This window comes from Micromonospora deserti, from assembly GCF_003236335.1.
GTDB classification, from domain to species: Bacteria; Actinomycetota; Actinomycetes; order Mycobacteriales; family Micromonosporaceae; genus Micromonospora; species Micromonospora deserti.
Map to the genome: position 1 here is coordinate 1 of NZ_POUB01000112.1, position 18,630 is coordinate 18,630.

Below are 18,630 nucleotides of genomic sequence, written 5' to 3' on the forward strand. Positions count from 1 at the left end.
CTCCCGCTTTGCTCGCCATCCCCCGCCCGCCGCTGTCACCCGCCGGGTTTCACCATCGCGCACGGCGGATCGCCGCGTCAGGTTTTCGCCGCCTTGGCCGCCGCCTTCATCTGCTGCTTGTACTCGCGGACCCGGAGCAGCGACTCGGCGTCGGTGACGTCGGCGACCGACCGGTGGGCGTCCGCGTCGCCGTACCCGCCGGCGGCCTCGCGCCATCCCTGCGGCGTCACCCCGAACCGCTTGCCGAGCAGGGCGAGGAAGATCTGCGCCTTCTGCTTGCCGAAGCCCGGCAGCTCGCCGATGCGGCGGAGCAGTTCCCGGCCGTCGGCGACATCGGCCCAGAGCCGGGCCGGGTCGCCGTCGTACCGGTCGACGAGGACCTGGCACACCTCCTGCACCCGGGCCGCCATCGCCTTGGGGAAGCGGTGCAGCGCGGGCGGGGTGGCGAAGACGGCGACCAGGGCCTCCGGGTCGTACCCGGCCAGTTCACGGGCGTCCGGCTCGTGTCCCAGCCGCTGCGTCAGCACGTACGGCGACGAGAACGCCTTCTCCATCGGCACCTGCTGGTCGAGCACCATGCCGAGGAGCAGGGCCAGCGGGCTGCGCGCCAGCAGCCGGTTGGCCTCCGGGTCGATGGGCAACGCGAGCGTCATGCGCCCATCCTGCCTGCTGCCGCGCCCGCGGGTCGCGCCGACGCTCCGCCGTGCCGGGGATCCGACTGCCGCCCCGATTGCGGGTGAGGTTAGGCTGTACTAACTTCTGCGCGTACGACTTCGAGAAGGGGTCCACATGTCCGTCTCCGTCCGCAGGTCCACCGCGGCCCTGGTCGCCACCGGCCTGCTCGCGTTCAGCCTGGTCGCCTGCGGTTCCGGCGAGGACGACGCCGCCGACCCCGGCAAGCCGAACGACAAGAAGATCACCGTGTACAGCGGGCGGAACGAGCAGCTGGTGAAGCCGCTGCTGGAGAAGTTCACCCAGCAGACCGGGATCACGGTGCAGACCCGGTACGCGACCACCGCCCAGTTGGCCGCGCAGCTGGTGGAGGAGGGCGACAGATCCCGCGCCGACGCGTTCCTCGCCCAGGACGCCGGGGCGCTCGGCACGGTAGCCAAGCGGGGCATGTTCACCACGCTGCCCGAAGCGACCAGCGCCAAGGTGCCCGAGGCGTACCGGGCCCGAAACGGCCAGTGGGTCGGCGTCAGCGCCCGCGCCCGGGTGCTGGCGTACAACGTCGACCAGGTCACCGCCGACCAGCTGCCGGCGTCCGTGTTCGAGCTGACCGACCCGAAGTGGCGGGGCAAGGTCGGCGTCGCCCCCACCAACGCCTCCTTCCAGGCGTTCGTCACCGCGATCCGGGTGCAGCACGGCGAGCAGAAGGCGAAGGACTTCCTGGCCGGCCTCCGGGCCAACGAACCGCAAATCCGGGACAACAACATCAAGATCGTCGAGGACGTGCACGGCGGCGCGATCCAGGTCGGCCTGGTGAACCACTACTACCTCGGCGAGATCGCCAAGGAACACGGCACCACCCCGGACGGGCTCAAGGCCAAGCTGCACTTCTTCCCCGACGGGGACACCGGCGCACTGGTCAACGTGGCCGGTGTCGGGGTGCTCAAGCGGTCCGCCCAGGACGCCGACACCCAGACGTTCGTCGACTACCTGCTCGGCGCCGAGGCGCAGGCGTACTTCGCGGAGCAGACCTTCGAGTACCCGGTGATGCCCGGCGTGGCCGCACCGGCGTACGTGCCGCCGCTGGCCGAACTGAAGGTCCCGACCATCGACCTGAACGACCTCGACACGCTCGACGCCACCGTCGCCCTGATCAAGGATTCGGGGCTGGTGCCCTGAGCACCCCGACCGCCACCGCGGAGCCGGTACCGCCCGGACCGGCCCCGTCCGGCGTACGCCCGCGGCTGCGTCGGCTGGCGCCACGCCCGGCGCTGCTCACGGCCTCGACCGCCGCGGTGGCCGTGGCCCTGCTCCCGCTGGTCTACCTCGCCGTACGCACCGCCGAGGCCGGCGCCGACCGGATCGCCGCCGAACTCTGGACCGAGCGGGTCGGGCTGCTCGCCCTGCGCAGCCTCGGCCTGGCCGCGGTGGTCACCGTGGCCTGCGTGCTGCTCGGCGTCGGTGCCGCCTTCCTGGTCACCCGCACCGACCTGCCCGCCCGGCGGGTCTTCGCGGTGCTGGCCGCGCTGCCGCTGGCCGTGCCCACCTACATCGCCGGGTTCGCCTGGGTGTCCACGGTCGACCGGCTGGCAGGCTTCTGGCCGGCGGCGCTGGTACTCACCCTCTGCTCCTACCCGTACGTCTTCCTGCCGGTCGCGGCGGCGCTGCGGGGCGCCGACCCGGCCCAGGAGGAGGTCTCCCGCTCGCTCGGGCGCGGCGGTTGGCAGACCTTCACCGCGGTGACCCTGCGGCAGATCCGGCCGGCCACCGCGGCCGGCGCGCTGCTGGTCGCCCTCTACGTGCTCTCCGACTTCGGCGCCGTGTCGATCCTGCGCGCCGACACCTTCACCCGGGCCATCTTCGTCGCCTTCGACCTGGGCTTCGACCGGACCGGGGCGCTGGTGCTCTCCAGCGTGCTGGTGGCGCTGACCGTGCTGCTGCTGGCCGGGGAGACGGCCAGCCGGCGCCGCGGTGCCCGGTACGCCCGCCTCGGCGGCGCCCGCCGGAACGCCCCCCGGCTCCGGCTCGGCGCGGCCCGCTGGCCGGCCCTGGCGGCGCTCGCCGGCGTGGCCGCGCTCGCGCTCGGCCTGCCGGCGGTCAGCCTGGCCCGGCGGCTGGCGGCCGGGGTGTCCCGGCCCGGGGCGCTGGCCGAGGTGCTCACCGCCGCCGGCAACTCGCTGTCGATCAGTCTGGCCGGCGCGGCGCTGACCATGCTGCTGGCGCTGCCGCTGGGGCTGCTCACCGCCCGCGCCCCGGGGCCGCTGGCCACCGTGCTGGACCGGCTGGCGTACCTGGCGCACGCCCTGCCCGGGGTGGTGATCGGGCTCTCGCTGATCTTCTTCGGGATCACCGTGGCGTACCCGCTCTACCAGACCCGGTGGCTGCTGGCACTGGCCTACGCCACGCTCTTCCTGCCCCTCGCGGTGGGCGCGGTGGCCGGGGCGGCCGCGCAGTCGCCCCCCGCTCTGGAGGAGGTGGCCCGGTCGCTCGGCCGCGGGCCGCTGGCCGTGCTGCGCACGGTCACCCTGCCGTTGACCCTGCCCGGCATCGGGGCGGGCGCGGCGCTGGTCTTCCTCACCGGCATGAAGGAACTCCCCGCCACCCTGCTGCTGCGGCCCACCGGGACGGACACGCTCGCCACCGAACTGTGGACCGCCACCGCCGTCGGCGCGTACGCCGCCGCGGCCCCGTACGCGGCACTGCTGGTGGCCATCTCGGCGCTGCCCACCTGGCTGCTGGTCGCCCGCGGCGGCCTGCTCGACAAGGAGGACCGGTGATGAGCGAGGTCGTGCTGACCGGCGTGGTCAAGCGGTACGGGCCGGTCACCGCGCTGGCCGGGGTGGACCTCACCGTGCCGTCCGGTGAGTTGACCGCGGTCCTCGGCCCGTCCGGCTGCGGCAAGACCACCCTGCTGCGCTGCCTGGCCGGATTCGAGCGGCTCGACGCCGGCGAGATCCGGATCGACGGCGTCCCGGTCGCCGGCGCCGACCGGCACCGGCCGGCCCATCGCCGCCGGATCGCCGTGGTGCCGCAGGAGGGCGCGCTCTTCCCGCACCTGAGCGTGGCGGCCAACGTCGGGTACGGCCTGGACCGGGCCGCCCGCCGGGGCGACCGGGTCGAGGAGGTGCTCACCCTGGTCGGGCTGGCCGGGTACGGCGACCGGATGCCGCATCAGCTCTCCGGCGGCCAGCAGCAGCGGGTGGCGGTGGCCCGGGCGCTGGCACCCCGACCGTCGGTGGTGCTGCTGGACGAGCCGTTCAGCGCCCTCGACGCGGGGCTGCGCGCCGGGCTGCGGCACGACGTACGGGAGGCGCTGCGCGCCGACGGGGCGACCGGGGTGCTGGTCACCCACGACCAGGGCGAGGCGCTCTCGGTCGCCGACCGGGTGGTGGTGCTGCGCGCCGGCCGGGTGGTGCAGTGCGCCGACCCGACCACCGTCTACCGGGAGCCCGCCGACGAGTGGGTCGCCGGGTTCGTCGGGGACGCGGTGCTGCTGCCGGCGGTCGCCGAGGGCGGCGCGGCGCGGACCGTGCTGGGTAGCGTCCCGCTCGCCGGGGCGGCGCCGAGCGGCCCGGTGACCGTGCTGGTCCGGCCGGAGCAGGTCCGCCTCACGCCCGGGCCCGGCGCCGTCACCGCGACGGTGCTGCGGCACGACTTCCACGGGCACGACGCGCTGGTGGGTCTCCGGCTCGCTGACGGCACCCTGGTCACCGCCCGGGTGCTGGACGACCCGACCCCGATGCCGGTCGGGGCCGCGGTGTCGGTGACGGTGCACGGCACCGCCCGGGCCTTTCCGGCGACCGGCGGGGCCACCCCCAGCGACCCGCTCCGGCAGACCGCCGCCGCCTGACCGGCGGCCGGCGGACCAGGGCGGCCCACCCGGCCGTCCCCGGCGGGGGCGGCCCGCCCGGCCGTCCGGATCGGGGTCAGTTGACGACGAAGAGCAGCCGGTTCGGGGAGCCGGAGCCCGGGTTGGTCACCTTGCCGGTGGTGGCGTTGCTGGTCAGATAGCTGGTGACCTGCGACGGGCTCCACGACGGGTTGGCCGAGAGCACGAGGGCGGCGGCGCCGGCCACGTGCGGTGCGGCCATCGAGGTGCCGCTGATGGTGTTGGTCGAGGTGTCGCTGGTCCGCCAGGCCGACAGGATGCTCGACCCGGGGGCGAAGATGTCCACGCAGGAGCCGTAGTTGGAGTAGGAGGCGCGGGCGTCGCTACTGGTGGTCGCCCCGACGGTGATCGCCGCGGGGGCCCGGGCCGGGGAGTAGTTGCAGGCGTTGGCGCTGGAGTTGCCGGCCGCCACCGCGTAGCTGATCCCGGAGTTGATCGAGTTGGCCACCGCGTTGTCGATGGCGCTGCTGGCCCCGCCGCCGAGGCTCATGTTGGCCACCGCCGGCTTCACCGCGTTGGCGGTCACCCAGTTGATGCCGTTGACCACGCCGGTGGTGGTGCCGCTGCCGGAGCAGTTGAGCACCTTCACCGCGATCAGCCGGACCTGCTTGGCCACGCCGTAGGTGGAGCCGCCGACCGTGCCGGCGACATGCGTGCCGTGGCCGTTGCAGTCGGTGTTGTTCTGGTCCACCGTGTTCGTGCCCCAGGTGGCCCGGCCGCCGAACTGCGAGTGGGTGGTCCGGATGCCGTTGTCGATGATGTACGCACATAATAGAGATGGCTATCGATTTATGCGGGTGCCGGACCGGATCGGGCGGGTGACCGGGTGCCATGCACGGGCACCGGGCAGGATGACGACGTGGACGGACACGACATGTTGCTCTCCCCCACCGGGGTCGAGGCGCTGCGGACCGCGCTGACCCGGGCGGGATACACCTCGAACGGGATCGCCGCCCGGCTCGGCCCGCAGGCCACCGGCGGGGGGGCCCGCAACGACTTCCGGGCCGCGCTGCGGGCCACCGAGGAACGCGACCCGCTCGGCACGCTGATCCGGGTGTTCATCTGCGAGCAGACCGAGCCGGAGGCCGCGGTCGCCGCCGCGCTGGCGCCACTGTCGATCGAGGAGGCGCTCACCGGGGGCCTGGTCGAGCGGCACGGCGACGGGCTGCGGATGGGTCTGGACCTGGAGCCGTACGGGGACGACTGGTGGGTACTCGCCGACGTGCCGGCCAGCGCCCGCCCCGGCCGGCCACTGCACGCCGAGCACGTGCTCGGCATCGGCGGGGCGACCCAGACGCTGATCGGTGCGACGGTGCGCCGCCCGGTCGACACCGCGCTGGACCTGGGCACCGGCTCCGGCGTCCAGGCCCTGCACCTGGCCACCCACGCCCGGTCCGTCACCGCCACCGACGTCTCCGAGCGGGCGCTGCGCTTCGCCGCCACCACGGCCGCCCTCAACGGCCAGCGCTGGGAGTTGCTCCGCGGCGACCTGGTGGCGCCCGTGGCCGGCCGCCGGTTCGACCTGGTGGTGAGCAACCCGCCGTTCGTGGTGGGGCCGGGCACCACCACCCACGTCTACCGGGACTCCGGCCGGGTCGGCGACGCGATCGGCGCGGAACTGGCCGCCGCCGCGCCCGACCTGCTCACCGAGGACGGCACCATGCAGTACCTGGCGAACTGGGTGCACGTCGCGGGCGAGGCGTGGGACGAGCGGGTGGCCGGCTGGTTCGCCGGCACCGGCCTGGACGCCTGGGTGATCCAGCGCGAGGTGGCCGACCCGATGGCGTACGTCAACCTGTGGCTCACCGACGTCGGCGAGGCGGCCGACCCCCGGCGGACGGCCGACTGGCTGGACTGGTTCGACGCGCACAAGGTGGAGGCGATCGGGTTCGGCATCGTCTCGCTGCGCCGGGCCGGCCACGACGACCCGGTCGTCCGGGTGGAGGACCTGCGCCAGCGGGTGGAGGCGCCGCTGGGTGACCGGATCGCCGCCTGGTTCGACCGGCAGGACTGGCTACGCGCCCGCGACACCGACGGGCTACTCGCCGCGCGCTACCGGGCCGCCGACGGCCTCCAGCTGCGGCAGGAGGCCACCATGGGCGCCGAGGGCTGGGCGGTGGACCGGCAGGCCATCGCCATGCCGCACGGGCTGCGCTGGACCGAGGAGATCGACCCCCTCGTCCTCGCCCTGGTCGGGGGCGCCGACGGCCGGCTGCCGCTGCGCGACCAGCTCGCCCTGCTCGCGGCCGCGCACGACGTCGCCCCGGCCGAGCTGGCCGAGGCGGCCGCCCCGATCGTGGCGCACCTCGTGGAGCGGGGCTTCATCGAGCCGGTGGCCGGGTGACGCCGGCACCCCGGCGGACGCCGGACCGCCCGGCGCTCGCGCCGGTCGCCTCCGGTAGGGTCGGCTGATGCGCGCGGTGGTGCAGACGGTCGGCCGGGCCAGCGTGACGGTCGACGGTGAGGTGGTCGGGGCGATCGACGACGGGTTGCTGGTGCTGCTCGGGGTGACCCACACCGACACCGTCGACATCGCCCGCACGATCGCCCGCAAGGTGCACGAGCTGCGCATCCTCGACGACGAGCGGTCCGCTGCCGACACCGGTGCGCCGATCCTGGTGGTCAGCCAATTCACCCTCTACGGCGACGCCCGCAAGGGCCGCCGCCCCACCTGGACCGCCGCGGCCCCGGCGGAGATGGCGGAACCCCTGGTGACCGCAGTCGTCGAGGCGCTGCGCTCGCGCGGCGCCAAGGTGGAGACCGGCCGGTTCCGCGCCCACATGCTGGTGGAGAGCGTCAACATCGGCCCCCGGACCATCCTCCTCGACCTCTGACCCCCACCCCACACCTCGTCGCCCGCCTGGTGATCAAGAAGCTTCCGTCAGGATCACCAGGGACCCCGCGCAAACCTCGTGATCACCGGGCGCCGGAGCGGGTGGGTGGGCGGTCAGGAGAAGAGGCCGCGGCGCTGGAGCGACTGGCGCAGCCAGCCGTCGAGCTGCGCCGCCCAGTCGGTGCGGTCCACCGTGGCGTGGTCGACGGCGAACCGGCCGAACGCGTCCCGGCCCTCGGTGAGAAGGCCGCCGCGCTTGTCGAGCTCCAGTACCACCTGCATCTGCTGGGCGTCGGCGACGAAGGTGACCTCCAGTTGGTTGATCGCGCCGGCGTACTGCGGCGCCGGGTGGAACTCGATCTCCTGGTAGAACGGCAACGTCTGCCGGACGCCGTAGATGTGGCCCCGCTCGACGTCGGCCCGGGCGAACCGGAAGCCCAGCCGCAGCAACGCCTCCAGGATCCGCTCCTGTGCCGGCAGCGGGTGCACCGCCACCGCGTCCAGGTCACCCTTGTCCACCGCGCGGGCCACCTCCAGCTCGGTACGCAGCCCCATCGTCATGCCGTGCAGGTGCTGCCCGTACAGCTCGGTGACCGGGGTCTCCCAGGGCACGGCGAAGCGGAACGGGATGTCGTGGCGCTGCCCCGGCTCCAGCCGGAACGCGCCGGTCGCGTGCTGCCGGTGGAACTCCTGGGTGGTGTCGTAGTCGTTGTCGCCGCTCTCCACCTCGACCCGGGTCACCAGGCCCAGCGCCACGTACGAGACGTCCACCGGGTGGTCGCCGCCGGCCACGTGGATGACCCCCTCCAGCTGACCGCCGGGGCGGCAGTGCGGGTTCGCCAGCACAGTTTCCACCGACGGGCCACCGACGCCCATCGCCTGCATGAGCCGCTTGAAGACCACGACGCCCTCCGTTGCCTGTCCCGGGTCCGCCGGCGGTCGCCGGCGGGTCGGCCGACCACTGGCCGACCGCTGGCACGGTAACCGGACCCGGCAAGCAACCCTCGGCGACGACACGCCCACCGGGCGCGCACGTCCGACGGGGATTCCTGTCGGGTCCCCGATCGCCTCACTCCCGTTTCACGCCCCGCCCGCCAAGCTGTGAGTCACCGGCACCACTGGGCCGGATGGACGCGGCACAGACGTGGACACGGGGAGAACTGAGATGGCCCTTCAGATGAGCGAGCACCGGATCCGCCCGGCGGGCACCACCGAGGCCGAGCACGGCACCGACACCCTGATCGACCTGGACGCCACCGACGAGCGCGGCGTCTCCACCGACCTGGTCCGGGCCTACCTGAACGGCATCGGCCGGACGAAGCTGCTGACCGCCGCGCAGGAGGTCGAGCTGGCCAAGCGGATCGAGGCCGGGCTGTTCGCCGAGGAGAAGTTGGCCACCTGCACGCCGGTCTCCGCCGAGCTGCGGGCCGACCTGGAACTGATCGCCGCCGAGGGCCGCGCGGCCAAGGACCACCTGCTGGAGGCGAACCTGCGCCTGGTGGTCAGCATCGCCAAGCGGTACACCGGTCGCGGCATGCCCTTCCTCGACCTGATCCAGGAGGGCAACCTCGGCCTGATCCGCGCGGTGGAGAAGTTCGACTACGCCAAGGGCTACAAGTTCTCCACGTACGCCACCTGGTGGATCCGCCAGGCCATCACCCGCGCGATGGCCGACCAGGCCCGCACCATCCGCATCCCGGTGCACATGGTCGAGCAGGTCAACCGAATGGTCCGGGCCCGCCGCGAGCTGTCCGTCTCGCTGGGGCGCGAACCCACCGTCGCCGAGGTCGCCCGGGCGATGGAAATCCCCGAGTTCCAGGTCATCGAGCTGATCTCGTACGACCGGGAGCCGGTCAGCCTGGACCAGGCGGTCGGCGAGGACGGCGAGAGCGCCCTCGGTGACTTCGTCGCCGCGGTCGACCCGGCCGCCGAGCCGGGTGACGCCGCCGCGCAGGGCGAGCTGCGCAACGAGGTGAGCATCGTGCTGGCCACCCTCTCCCAGCGGGAGCAGGCGGTGATCCGGCTCCGGTTCGGCCTGGACGACGGCCGGCAGCGCACGCTGGACGAGGTGGGGCGGGAGTTCGGCCTGTCCCGGGAGCGGATCCGGCAGATCGAGAAGGTGACGCTGCTGAAGCTGCGGGCCCCGGAGCGGGCGCAGCGCCTGGAGGCGTACGCCTGCTGAGTGCGCTGGCGCGCAAGGCCCCGGCGGTTCGCCGGGGCCTTGCGTCGCGTCGGTGCTTGAACCGGCGCCTTGGGCAGGCTAGGCAGGGACGATGAACTGGACTTTGGAAGTGGTGGTGGTACCGGTCTCCGACGTGGACCGGGCCAAGGAGTTCTACGCCGAGCGACTCGGCTTCGTCGTCGACCACGACACGGCGATCAGCGACGACGCGCGGGTGGTGCAGCTGACCCCGCCCGGCTCGGGCTGCTCCGTCGTGATCGGCAAGGGCCTGGTGCCGGAGATGCCACCGGGCTCGCTCAAGGGGCTCCAGCTGGTCGTGTCCGACCTGCCCAAGGCCCGCGCCGAACTGGTCGAGCGGGGCGTCGAGGTGAGCGAGATCCAGGTGGTCGGGAAGAATCCCCGCCCGGTACCCGACGAGCTGGACAACGTCGGCTTCGTCTACTTCACCGACCCGGACGGCAACGGCTGGGCCGTGCAGCAGATCTCCAGCCGGGACTGAGATCCGGGGTCAGAGCCGGCGCGGGCCGGTGTCGGGGCGGGCCGCGGCCGAGCCGACCCGGACGGTGGCGTGCAGCACCGAGATGCCGTCGGGCCGGGCCAGCACCGGGTTGAGGGTCAGCGAGCGGACCCGGGGCTGCTCGTCGGCGAGCCGGCCGACCCGCAGCAGCAGGTCGGCCAGGGCCGCCCGGTCCACCGGGGCGGCGCCCCGGTGGCCGCGCAGCAGCGGCGCCGCCCGGGGCTCGTCGACCAGCTCGGCCGCGTCGAGGTCGGTCAGCGGCACCGCCCGCCAGGCCCGGTCGCCGAGCAGCTCGGTGGCGACCCCGCCGAGCCCGAACCCGACGACCGGGCCGAACGCCGGATCCTCCACCACCTCCACCACGCAGGCCACGCCGGGCGGGACCATCGGCTGGACCAGGACGTCCGCGCCGAAGACCGCGGACATCTCGGCGTACGCGCGGCGGACGGCCGCCGCGTCGGCCAGGTCGAGACGGACCGCCCCGAGGTCGAGGCGGTGCCGCAGGCCGGGGGCGGCGGCCTTGAGCGCGACCGGGAAACCGAGCCGCCCGGCCGCCTCGGTCGCCTCGTCGGCCGAGCCGACGGGCACCGACTCCACCACGTCGACGCCGTACGCGGCGAGCAGCCCCGCCGAGTCGGACGGGTCCGCGCGCAGCGCCGCCTGCGCCGCGCCCCGGTCGACGCCGGGCAGCTCGGGCACCGTGCCGGCGGGCCGGCGCAGCCATTCGGCGTACGCGGCGACCCACCCGACGGCCCGTACCGCCTCCTCCACGCTCGGGTACGCCGGCACCCCGGCGGGCACCCGCCCGACCAGGAACGTGGCCACGGCCGGCTTGCCGGCGGCCAACGCGGCGGGCAACGCGGCGGTGAAGTCGGCCTCGGTGTCGGCGAGCTGGCCAGGCAGCGGCGGGGCGAAGACCACCACCAGGGCGTCGACCCGCTCGTCGGCGGCCGCCTCGGCGAGTGCCGCGGCGAACTCGGCCGCTCCGGCGCGCGGCCCCACGTCGCGGGGGTACCCGTCGGCGACGGTGAGCCCCTGGGCGGCGCAGGCGGTGGCGGCCAGGCCGGTCAGCGCGGAGGAGTTGCCGACCACGCCGACCCGCCGCCCGGCGGGCAGCGGCTGGTGGGCCAGCAGCACCCCGACGTCGAGCAGTTCGGCGACGGTGTCCACCCGGATCACGCCGGACTGGGCGAAGAGCGCGCTCACCGCGACCTCGTCCGGCCCGGCGGAGTCCCCCACCCCGGCCGGGCGGGCCGGTGAGGCGAGCGCCACCACCGGCTTGTCCCGCCCGATGTGGCGGGCCAGGCGGGCGAACTTGCGCGGATTGCCGAAGGTCTCCAGGTAAAGCATGATCACGTCGGTGCCGGGGTCGTCCTGCCAGTACTGGAGCAGGTCGTTGCCGGAGACGTCGGCCCGGTTGCCGGCCGAGACGAAGCTGGACAGGCCCAGTCCGCGCCGGTCGGCCTCGGCCAGCAGGGCCACCCCGAACGCGCCGGACTGACTGAAGATGCCCACCCGGCCGGGCACCGGCAGCCTCGGTGCGAGGGTGGCGTTGAGGCGTACCGCCCGGTCGGTGTTGGCCACCCCCAGGCAGTTCGGGCCGACCACCCGCATGCCCGCCGCGTGGGCCGCGCGGACCAGCGCACGCTGCGCGGCCGCGCCCTGGGCGCCGGCCTCGGCGAAGCCGGCGGAGATGACCACCAGGCCGTGCGCCCCGGCGGCGGCCGCGTCGGCGACCACCGCCTGCGCCGCCTCCGGCGGGACCGCCACCACCGCCAGGTCGACCGGCAGGCCCGCGTCGGCCGCCGACGGGTACGCGGGCAGCCCGGCCACGGTCGCCGCGCTCGGGTGCACCGGCACGATCGACCCGGTGAAGCCGCCGTCGCGCAGGTGCCCGAGCACCGCGGCGCCGACACCCTGCCCGGTGGCGCTGGCGCCGTAGACGGCGACGCCGCGCGGGGCGAGCAGCCGGGCGATGGAGCGCGCCTCGGTGCGGTGCTCCCGGCCGCGCTGCACCTCCAGGGTCGCCTCGGTGGGCGCGATCGGGAAGCTCAGGTGCACGACCCCGTCGGCGAACTGGCGCTGGACCTGGTAGCCGAAGTCGGAGAAGACCCGCAGCATCGCCCCGTTGGCGGGCAGCACCTCGGCCACGAAGCTGGTGATGCCGCTGCGCCGCGCCGCGTCAGCCAGGTGCTCCAGCAGCACCGAGCCGATGCCCCGGCCCTGGTAAGCGTCCTCGACCACGAACGCCACCTCGGCCTCGGGTGCCTGCGGGCCGAGCCGCTCGTACCGGCCCACGGCGACGATCCGGTCGCCGGCAAGCACCACGAACGCCTCCCGGTCGCGGTGGTCGACGTTGACGAAGCGCCGCAGGTCCCGCTCGGGGATCCGCGGGTACGGGGAGAAGTAACGCAGGTAGCGGGTGCGCTCGGAGAAGCGCGAGTGCATCGCCACGATCCCGGGCGCGTCCTGCGGTCGGATCGGGCGCAGCTGCACGGTGGCACCGTCGCTGAGCAGCACGTCCACCGGCTGATCCACTGTGGTCATCGCCCGGCCCCCGGCCGGTTCAGTCGCGCGGGTCGTACGGGTCGAGCCCGAACAGCGGGAACACCGTCTTCCGGGTCGCCGCGATCGCCCGGTCCACCGCGTTCGGCTCGCCGGTCGGCTGCCACGGCTCGTACGACGGTTCGGCGTCGTCGGTCATCCGCAGCGGGATCTCCCGGCCGGGGCGGCGGGCGGCGCACAGCTCCCGCCACGCCGGCGGGGTCAGCGTCGCCGGGTCGAGCGGGTCGCCGGTGGCGATCGCCAGCAGGTGCGTCCAGGCTCGGGGCACCACCTCGACCAGCGCGTACCCGCCGCCGCCGGTGGCCACCCAGCGGCCCTCGCACAGCTCGTCGGCGAGCGCCCGCAGGGCCAGGTACGTCGCCCGCTGCCCGTCGACGGTGAGGTTCAGGTCGGCCAGGGGGTCGAGCCGGTGCCCGTCGGCGCCGCACTGGGTGACCAGCAGCTGTGGCCGGAACGCACGCAGTACCGACGGCACGATCGCGTGGAAGGCGCGTTGCCAGCCGGCGTCGTCGACGCCGGGTGGCAGTGGCACGTTGACCGTGCTCCCCGGGGCGCCCGGCCCGCCGGTCTCGTCGGGGAACCCGGTGCCGGGGAAGAGCGCGAGCGGCGTCTCGTGCAGGCTGACCGTGAGCACCCGCGGGTCGTCCCAGAAGACCTGCTGCACCCCGTCGCCGTGGTGCACGTCCACGTCCACGTACGCGATCCGCTCCGCGCCGAGGTCGAGCAGGCGGGCGATGGCCACCGCCGGGTCGTTGTAGACGCAGAACCCGGCCGCCCGGGCCGGCATGGCGTGGTGCAGCCCGCCGGCGACGTTGACCGCCCGGCGGGCCTCGCCGCGCCAGACCGCCTCGGCCGCGGTCGCGCTGGCGCCGGCGATCAACGCGCTGGCCTCGTGCATCCCCTCGAAGACCGGATTGTCCGAGGTGCCCAGCCCGAAGCCGGCGAAGAGCGGGTCGCGCGGCGCGATCCGCACCGCGTCCAGGTAGCGCGGGTCGTGCACCCGGGCCAACAGCGCGTCGTCGGCCGGCTCGGGCTTGACCAGCCGCACCGCCGGGCGGTCCAGGACGCCGAGCTCGCGGGCCAGCGCCACGGTCAACTCCACCCGGACCGGGTCGAGCGGATGGTCGCCCATGTCGTAGGCGAGCATCGACTCGTCCCACACCACCACCGTGTCGTCGGACATCTGCTCATCGTCGCACGAGGACCGGGGTGCACCCGTCGCACGGCCGGCTCACCGGGCGGGTGTGTCCCCCGCGGCCACCGGCCGGGCCGGGTCGGCGACCCAGTTGCTCCACGACCCTACGTAGAGGGCCGCGTCCGGTCGACCGGCCAGGTGCAGGGCGAGTACCGCCTGCGCGGCGGTCACTCCGGAGCCGCAGTACGCCCCGACCGGCCGGTCGTCGCCGACCCCGGCGGCGGCGAACCGCTCGCGCAGCGCGTCGGCCGCCGGGAACACGCCACCGGTGACGTATTCCGGCGCGGGCAGGTTCACCGCGCCGGGAACGTGCCCGGCGACCGGGTCGATCGGCTCGGTCTCGCCGCGGTAGCGGGGCGCGGCGCGGACGTCCAGCAGCACGCCGTCGCCGGCGGCGAGCCGGGCGGCCTCGCCCGCGTCGAGCACGGGCAGCGCACCGGGTCGGACGGTGACGTCGCCCGGTGCCGGGTGCGGCTCGTCGGTGTCGATGGGCAGCCCGGCGGCCACCCAGGCGGGGAAGCCGCCGTGCAGCAGCCGCACCGGCCGGTGGCCCGCCCAGCGCAGGGTCCACCAGGCGCGGGCGGCGGCCATGCCGTCGCCACCGTCGTACACCACCACCGGGTGACCGGCCCGGACGCCGGCGGCCCGCAGCGCGGCCTGCAACGCGGCAGGGTCGGGCAGCGGGTGCCGGCCGGCGGCGCCCGGCGGCCCGCACAGCGCGGTGTCCAGGTCGACGAAGACCGCGCCGGGCAGGTGCCCGGCGGCGTAGTCGTCCCGGCCAGGCGGGCCGGCCAGCCGCCAGCGGACGTCGAGCAGGGTGGGCGGGTCGGCGCGGTCGAGCTCGGCGGCGAGCCGGTCGGCCTCGACCAGCAGATCGTCGGTACCGGACATGGCGTCCAGTCAACACCATCCGGGTATCCACCTGGCGGTTCGGCGGCGGTCATCCGGCGTGCGCCGGGGTAGCATCGGTGGCCGGAGGGCCGCTGACGCTATGAAGTCTCACGATTTGGTCGACACGACCGAAATGTATCTGCGCACCATCCTCGAACTGGAGGAGGAGGGGGTGCCGCCGCTGCGCGCCCGGATCGCCGAGCGGCTGCGGCAGAGCGGTCCCACCGTCAGCCAGACCGTCGCCCGGATGGAGCGCGACGGGCTGCTCACCGTCGAGGGCGACCGGCACCTGGCGCTCACCCCGCAGGGCCGGGCCACCGCGATCTCGGTGATGCGCAAGCACCGGCTGGCCGAGCTGCTGCTGGTCAACGTCATCGGGATGCCCTACGAGGAGGCCCACGAGGAGGCCTGCCGGTGGGAGCACGTGATGAGCGACGCCGTCGAGAAGCGGGTCTACGACCTGCTCAACCGCCCGACCCGGTCGCCGTACGGCAACCCGATCCCGGGGCTGGAGGAGCTCGGCTCGCCGGAACCGCAGGCCGCCGAGACGGTCGAGAGCGAACGCAACCTGGCGTTCCCGGGCCTCACCGGCCCGGTGGTGGTGCGGCGCATCTGCGAGAGCGTGCAGACCAACGCGGACGTGCTGCGGCAGCTGCACGCCGCCGGGGTCGACCCGGGCGCCACGGTGACCGTGGCGCAGGAGCGCGACGGGGTCTCCATCGACCGTGACGGCGGCCGGATCCGGCTGCCCCGCGAGGTCGCCTCCCGCGTCTTCGTCGCCGCCCACTGACCCCCGGGCCCGCCGGCCGGGCGAGGGCGCCGGGGCTGCCCGCCGATCTCGCATTTCCGGCCCCCGCTGTCCGGGTTGTCAGGGCAGGGGGCCTGAGCGCGGCGGCGCCGCCGAGGTGCGTCACAGGGCTCGGGTGTCGACCTTCTTGGCCAGCGCGACCAGGGCGGCGGCGAGGTCCTCGGCCGCGGCCTTCTCGGTGCCTCGGGGGGTGGTGTAGTGCAGCGTCGCGAGCCGCCCCTCCGCCGCGAGCCAGCCCACCTCCGCGACCGGGCCGTGGCCGCCGCTCGCCGCGCCGGTCCGCCGGTACGCCCGCTGCCCCAGCCCGGACACCTTGGCCGCCTTCTCCGGCGCCACGTCGCCGGTGAAGGTGGCAACGTCGATCGAGGTCTTGGTGACGGTCAGGGTCAGCTCCGGCAGGCTTGACCGCTCGGCACGGACCACGCAGGTGTGGGTGTCCCCCTTCTCACTGGCCGCGGCGACGTCGAAGCGGACCCCGGCGTGCTCCTCGATCACACCGAAATCCAGCAGCCGGCAGGCCCCGCCGGACGAGGCCGCCGCCACGTCCACCGCGACCGGTGCCGGCGGCGGCAGCGCCACCGGTTCGTCCTCCGCCCCGCAGCCCGCCACCAGCAGCCCGGCCACCCCGGCGACCACGATCCGCGCCCGCACGCTCACTCCTCACCTGTCCACCCCGACGTGCCCGCGAGACACCGTACGGCGTGGCCCGTCCGGTGGGAAGTCCTCAGTCGACGTACGGGCAGTGCCGGCAGCCGCGCCCGCAGCAGGTGCCGCGCCGGGCCAGGAAGCCGGCGCTGAGCACGAAGAGACCGGTGGCCGGGTCGGGATAGCCGGCCTCGCCGGCGGCCAGGGCGGCGGCGTGCGCGGCCAGGATCCGCTCCCGGTCCGGGTGCTCGGGCGGCAACCGCGACGGGTGCGGCTCGGTCAGCGGGCGGTCCGCCAACGGTCGTCGCTCCCCGGTCACCGGGGCAGTCTAGAGACGGCGGTCAGCCATGCCGGGCCAGGGCGGCGGCGATGGTGTCCCGGCCCGCGTTTGCCGCGAGCAGCAGCCGGAGCAACACCTTCGCCTTGTACGGGTCGAGCAGCCCACCGTCCAGCAGCCCACGCCTCCGCAGGTCGGTTTCCGAGCCGACCGCCCCGTAGGTGTTCCGCAGCACCGACCCGGCGCCGGAACGGGAGGTGAGCACGACCGGGATCCGGTCGGCCAGGGCGCCGAGCGTCGGGGCGAGCCTGGCGGGCACGTGCCCCACGCCGAAGCCCGCGACGACCAGCCCGTGGTGGGTTTCGGCGAGGCGATCGAGGAGCAGCCCGTCGTCGTCCAGGGTCACCGTGTGCAGGGCCACCCGGGTGCCGTCCAGCCGGTCCGGGTCGACCGGCGACAGCGGCGCCGGCCGCTCCGGTCGGACCAGCACGCGCACCCGCCCCTCGATCACGTGCCCGAGCGGGCCCGTGTTCGGTGAGGCGAAGGTGGCCGTGCTGGTGCTGTGCGTCTTGCGTACCCAGCGGGCGGCGTGGACCTCGTCGTTGAACGCGACCAGCACGCCCAGGCCCCGAGCCGACGGCGCGGCCGCCACCCGGGCTGCGGCCAGCAGGTTCGCCGGGCCGTCCGGGCCGGCCAGGGTCGGGTTGCGCATCGCGCCGGTGAACACCAGGGGCGCGTCGTGCGGCCAGACCAGGTCGGCCAGGAAGGCCGACTCCTCCAGGGTGTCCGTGCCCTGGGTGACGACGACGCCGGTGGCGCCGGCGATCACCGCCCGCCCGGCGGCGTCGACCACGTCGAGCAGCTGGCGGTACGTGAGGTGGGCGCTGGGCACCGCGAGGGCGTCCCGCACGTCCAGCGGCGGGTTGAGGTCGGCGAGCCCGGGGACGGCGGCGGTGAGGTCCGCACCGGTGAGCCGGGCGACTACCCCTGGCCGGCCCGGGTCCAGCCCGCCCATCGCGATCGTGCCGCCAAGGGTGAACAGGGCGATGGACACGTGCCGGCCTCCCGTCAGCGCCGCGGATCGCGGCCCGCCGACCGTACCGCCCCGGCCGGAAATGGCTGGCACGGGCCGGAGTTGGGCCGGCAGGCTGGCTCGGTGCCCGACAGCAAGGACGGCCCGTGACGCAGCAGCTGGTTCCCGCCGCCGAGGCGGCCAGGCATCCCCCGCTCTGGCGCAGCCGCGACTTCGGCCTGCTGTGGGGCGGCCAGACGGTCGCCGAACTCGGCACCCGGATTTCCAGTGTGGTGGTGCCGCTGCTCGCCGCCGGCGCCCTCGGCGCCAGCGTCTTCCAGGTCTCCCTGCTGACCTTCCTCGCCTGGCTGCCGTACCTGCTCTTCTCGCTGCCGGCGGGGATCCTCGCCGACCGGGTCGACCAGCGCCGGCTGATGATCGCGTGTGACCTGGGCCGGGCGGCGCTGCTGCTGTCGGTACCGGTGGTCGCCCTGGTCGGGCAGCTCACCCTGGCCTTCCTGTACGCCGTGGTCGGCCTCTCCGGGGTGCTCACCGTCTTCTTCACCGTGGCGCACAAGAGCGTGCTGCCTCAGCTGGTGCCGGCCGAGCAGCTGCTCGACGGCAACGCGAAGCTCACCATCAGTCAGGACTCCGCCGAGCTGGTCGGCCCGACGATCGGCGGCGTGCTGGTCGGGCTGGTCGGCGCCGCGAAGACCTTCCTGGCCACCGGGTCGGCCTTCCTGGTCAGCGCGGTGGCGCTGCTGCTCATCCGGCACCGGCCCGCCGCCCGCCCGCGGCACGCGCGGCCGTCGCTGCGCGCGGAGCTGACCGGCGGGCTCGGCTTCATCCGCCGCCAACGGATCCTGGTGGCGATCCTGGCCTGCACCACCACGTCGAACTTCTTCGTGATGGCGTCCGGTTCCATCGAGGTCGTCTTCATGCTGCGGGAGCTGCACGCCTCGCCCGCGCTGGTCGGGCTGGTCTTCTCGGTCAGCGCGGTGGGCGGGCTGGTGGTCGGCGCGCTCGCCGGGCAGCTGACCGCCTGGATCGGGTCCGCGAGGGTGATCTGGGTGGCGATGGCCACGCCCGGCCCGCTCTACCTGCTCATGCCGCTGGCACAGCCGGGGTGGGGAGTGCTGCTCTACGG

The 18,630-nt window shown here is 74.8% G+C and carries 17 protein-coding genes and 1 pseudogene; 9 read left to right on the forward strand and 9 right to left on the reverse strand.

Features of this window, described 5'->3' with window-relative positions:
- Positions 1-77: 77 nt before the first annotated feature.
- The gene (locus tag C1I99_RS17030; protein WP_111135206.1) at positions 78-653 is read right to left on the reverse strand and encodes an HhH-GPD-type base excision DNA repair protein; all 576 of its coding nucleotides are present in this window, start codon (positions 651-653) and stop codon (positions 78-80) included.
- Positions 654-789: 136 nt separating this feature from the next.
- Here C1I99_RS17030 and C1I99_RS17035 point away from each other — a divergent pair, with 136 nt between their 5' ends.
- The 3 genes from C1I99_RS17035 (at position 790) to C1I99_RS17045 (ending at position 4,519) form a co-directional block, all read left to right on the forward strand.
- Complete coding sequence (locus C1I99_RS17035) at positions 790-1,848, forward strand: iron ABC transporter substrate-binding protein (RefSeq protein ID WP_111135207.1); 1,059 nt, start codon at positions 790-792, stop codon at positions 1,846-1,848.
- Between the two features lie 65 nt (positions 1,849-1,913).
- Positions 1,914-3,446 (forward strand): ABC transporter permease, encoded by a 1,533-nt coding sequence (locus C1I99_RS17040; protein ID WP_111135220.1) that lies wholly within the window; start codon positions 1,914-1,916, stop codon positions 3,444-3,446.
- On the forward strand, positions 3,446-4,519 hold the full coding sequence (locus C1I99_RS17045) for an ABC transporter ATP-binding protein (protein ID WP_111135208.1): 1,074 nt from the start codon (positions 3,446-3,448) through the stop codon (positions 4,517-4,519). Before C1I99_RS17040 ends, C1I99_RS17045 begins: the two co-directional genes overlap by 1 nt.
- 76 nt (positions 4,520-4,595) lie before the next feature.
- Here C1I99_RS17045 and C1I99_RS17050 read toward each other — a convergent pair.
- Positions 4,596-5,324 (reverse strand): annotated as a pseudogene (locus tag C1I99_RS17050) (S8 family peptidase); the annotation flags it as partial.
- Between the two features lie 93 nt (positions 5,325-5,417).
- Between C1I99_RS17050 and C1I99_RS17055 the strand changes: the two are divergent.
- Together C1I99_RS17055 and dtd are read left to right on the forward strand one after the other, a co-directional pair.
- On the forward strand, positions 5,418-6,902 hold the full coding sequence (locus tag C1I99_RS17055; RefSeq protein ID WP_199562188.1) for a DUF7782 domain-containing protein: 1,485 nt from the start codon (positions 5,418-5,420) through the stop codon (positions 6,900-6,902).
- A 67-nt stretch (positions 6,903-6,969) separates the two neighbouring features.
- Positions 6,970-7,392 (forward strand): D-aminoacyl-tRNA deacylase, encoded by a 423-nt coding sequence (gene dtd / locus C1I99_RS17060; RefSeq protein ID WP_111135209.1) that lies wholly within the window; start codon positions 6,970-6,972, stop codon positions 7,390-7,392.
- A 113-nt stretch (positions 7,393-7,505) separates the two neighbouring features.
- On the opposite strand, the gene C1I99_RS17065 is transcribed toward dtd, so the two are convergent.
- Positions 7,506-8,294, reverse strand: a complete 789-nt coding sequence (locus tag C1I99_RS17065; protein WP_111135210.1) for a sporulation protein — start codon at positions 8,292-8,294, stop codon at positions 7,506-7,508.
- A 274-nt stretch (positions 8,295-8,568) separates the two neighbouring features.
- On the opposite strand from C1I99_RS17065, the gene sigB reads away from it, so the two are divergent.
- Together sigB and C1I99_RS17075 are read left to right on the forward strand one after the other, a co-directional pair.
- Positions 8,569-9,573 (forward strand): RNA polymerase sigma factor SigB, encoded by a 1,005-nt coding sequence (sigB, locus tag C1I99_RS17070; protein ID WP_111135211.1) that lies wholly within the window; start codon positions 8,569-8,571, stop codon positions 9,571-9,573.
- 91 nt (positions 9,574-9,664) lie between these two features.
- Complete coding sequence (locus tag C1I99_RS17075) at positions 9,665-10,072, forward strand: VOC family protein (RefSeq protein ID WP_111135212.1); 408 nt, start codon at positions 9,665-9,667, stop codon at positions 10,070-10,072.
- Positions 10,073-10,081: 9 nt separating this feature from the next.
- Here the strand turns inward: C1I99_RS17075 and C1I99_RS17080 are convergent, their stop codons facing one another.
- Genes C1I99_RS17080 through C1I99_RS17090 form a run of 3 tightly spaced genes read right to left on the reverse strand, consistent with a single transcriptional unit; the run spans position 10,082 to position 14,741 of the window.
- Positions 10,082-12,637 (reverse strand): bifunctional acetate--CoA ligase family protein/GNAT family N-acetyltransferase, encoded by a 2,556-nt coding sequence (locus C1I99_RS17080; protein WP_111135213.1) that lies wholly within the window; start codon positions 12,635-12,637, stop codon positions 10,082-10,084.
- A 19-nt stretch (positions 12,638-12,656) separates the two neighbouring features.
- A complete protein-coding gene (locus C1I99_RS17085) occupies positions 12,657-13,838 on the reverse strand; it encodes an acetoin utilization protein AcuC (protein ID WP_111135214.1) in 1,182 nt (393 codons plus the stop codon).
- Between the two features lie 48 nt (positions 13,839-13,886).
- Entirely contained in the window at positions 13,887-14,741 is an 855-nt protein-coding gene (locus tag C1I99_RS17090) for a sulfurtransferase (RefSeq protein ID WP_111135215.1), read from the reverse strand.
- Positions 14,742-14,841: 100 nt separating this feature from the next.
- Between C1I99_RS17090 and C1I99_RS17095 the strand changes: the two genes are divergently transcribed.
- On the forward strand, positions 14,842-15,531 hold the full coding sequence (locus C1I99_RS17095) for an iron-dependent transcriptional repressor DtxR (RefSeq protein WP_111135216.1): 690 nt from the start codon (positions 14,842-14,844) through the stop codon (positions 15,529-15,531).
- Positions 15,532-15,651: 120 nt separating this feature from the next.
- On the opposite strand, the gene C1I99_RS17100 is transcribed toward C1I99_RS17095, so the two are convergent.
- The 3 genes from C1I99_RS17100 to C1I99_RS17110 form a co-directional block, all read right to left on the reverse strand.
- Positions 15,652-16,200, reverse strand: coding sequence for a hypothetical protein (locus C1I99_RS17100; RefSeq protein WP_111135222.1), 549 nt, complete (start codon positions 16,198-16,200; stop codon positions 15,652-15,654).
- Between the two features lie 73 nt (positions 16,201-16,273).
- Positions 16,274-16,513 (reverse strand): DUF5522 domain-containing protein, encoded by a 240-nt coding sequence (locus C1I99_RS17105; protein ID WP_111135217.1) that lies wholly within the window; start codon positions 16,511-16,513, stop codon positions 16,274-16,276.
- A gap of 22 nt (positions 16,514-16,535) precedes the next feature.
- A complete protein-coding gene (locus C1I99_RS17110; protein WP_438941420.1) occupies positions 16,536-17,486 on the reverse strand; it encodes an asparaginase in 951 nt (316 codons plus the stop codon).
- A 164-nt stretch (positions 17,487-17,650) separates the two neighbouring features.
- Here C1I99_RS17110 and C1I99_RS17115 point away from each other — a divergent pair.
- The coding region (locus tag C1I99_RS17115) for an MFS transporter (protein ID WP_111135219.1) at positions 17,651-18,630 on the forward strand (980 nt) is incomplete at its 3' end.

Coding starts and splice junctions, on each gene's coding strand:
- C1I99_RS17095 (WP_111135216.1), top strand. CDS start 14,842: ATGAAGTCTCACGATTTGGTCGACACGACCGAAATGTATCTGCGCACC.
- C1I99_RS17075 (WP_111135212.1), top strand. CDS start 9,665: ATGAACTGGACTTTGGAAGTGGTGGTGGTACCGGTCTCCGACGTGGAC.
- C1I99_RS17080 (WP_111135213.1), bottom strand. CDS start 12,637: ATGACCACAGTGGATCAGCCGGTGGACGTGCTGCTCAGCGACGGTGCC.
- C1I99_RS17045 (WP_111135208.1), top strand. CDS start 3,446: ATGAGCGAGGTCGTGCTGACCGGCGTGGTCAAGCGGTACGGGCCGGTC.
- C1I99_RS17110 (WP_438941420.1), bottom strand. CDS start 17,486: ATGGGCGGGCTGGACCCGGGCCGGCCAGGGGTAGTCGCCCGGCTCACC.
- C1I99_RS17035 (WP_111135207.1), top strand. CDS start 790: ATGTCCGTCTCCGTCCGCAGGTCCACCGCGGCCCTGGTCGCCACCGGC.
- C1I99_RS17090 (WP_111135215.1), bottom strand. CDS start 14,741: ATGTCCGGTACCGACGATCTGCTGGTCGAGGCCGACCGGCTCGCCGCC.
- sigB (WP_111135211.1), top strand. CDS start 8,569: ATGAGCGAGCACCGGATCCGCCCGGCGGGCACCACCGAGGCCGAGCAC.
- C1I99_RS17030 (WP_111135206.1), bottom strand. CDS start 653: ATGACGCTCGCGTTGCCCATCGACCCGGAGGCCAACCGGCTGCTGGCG.
- C1I99_RS17085 (WP_111135214.1), bottom strand. CDS start 13,838: ATGTCCGACGACACGGTGGTGGTGTGGGACGAGTCGATGCTCGCCTAC.
- dtd (WP_111135209.1), top strand. CDS start 6,970: ATGCGCGCGGTGGTGCAGACGGTCGGCCGGGCCAGCGTGACGGTCGAC.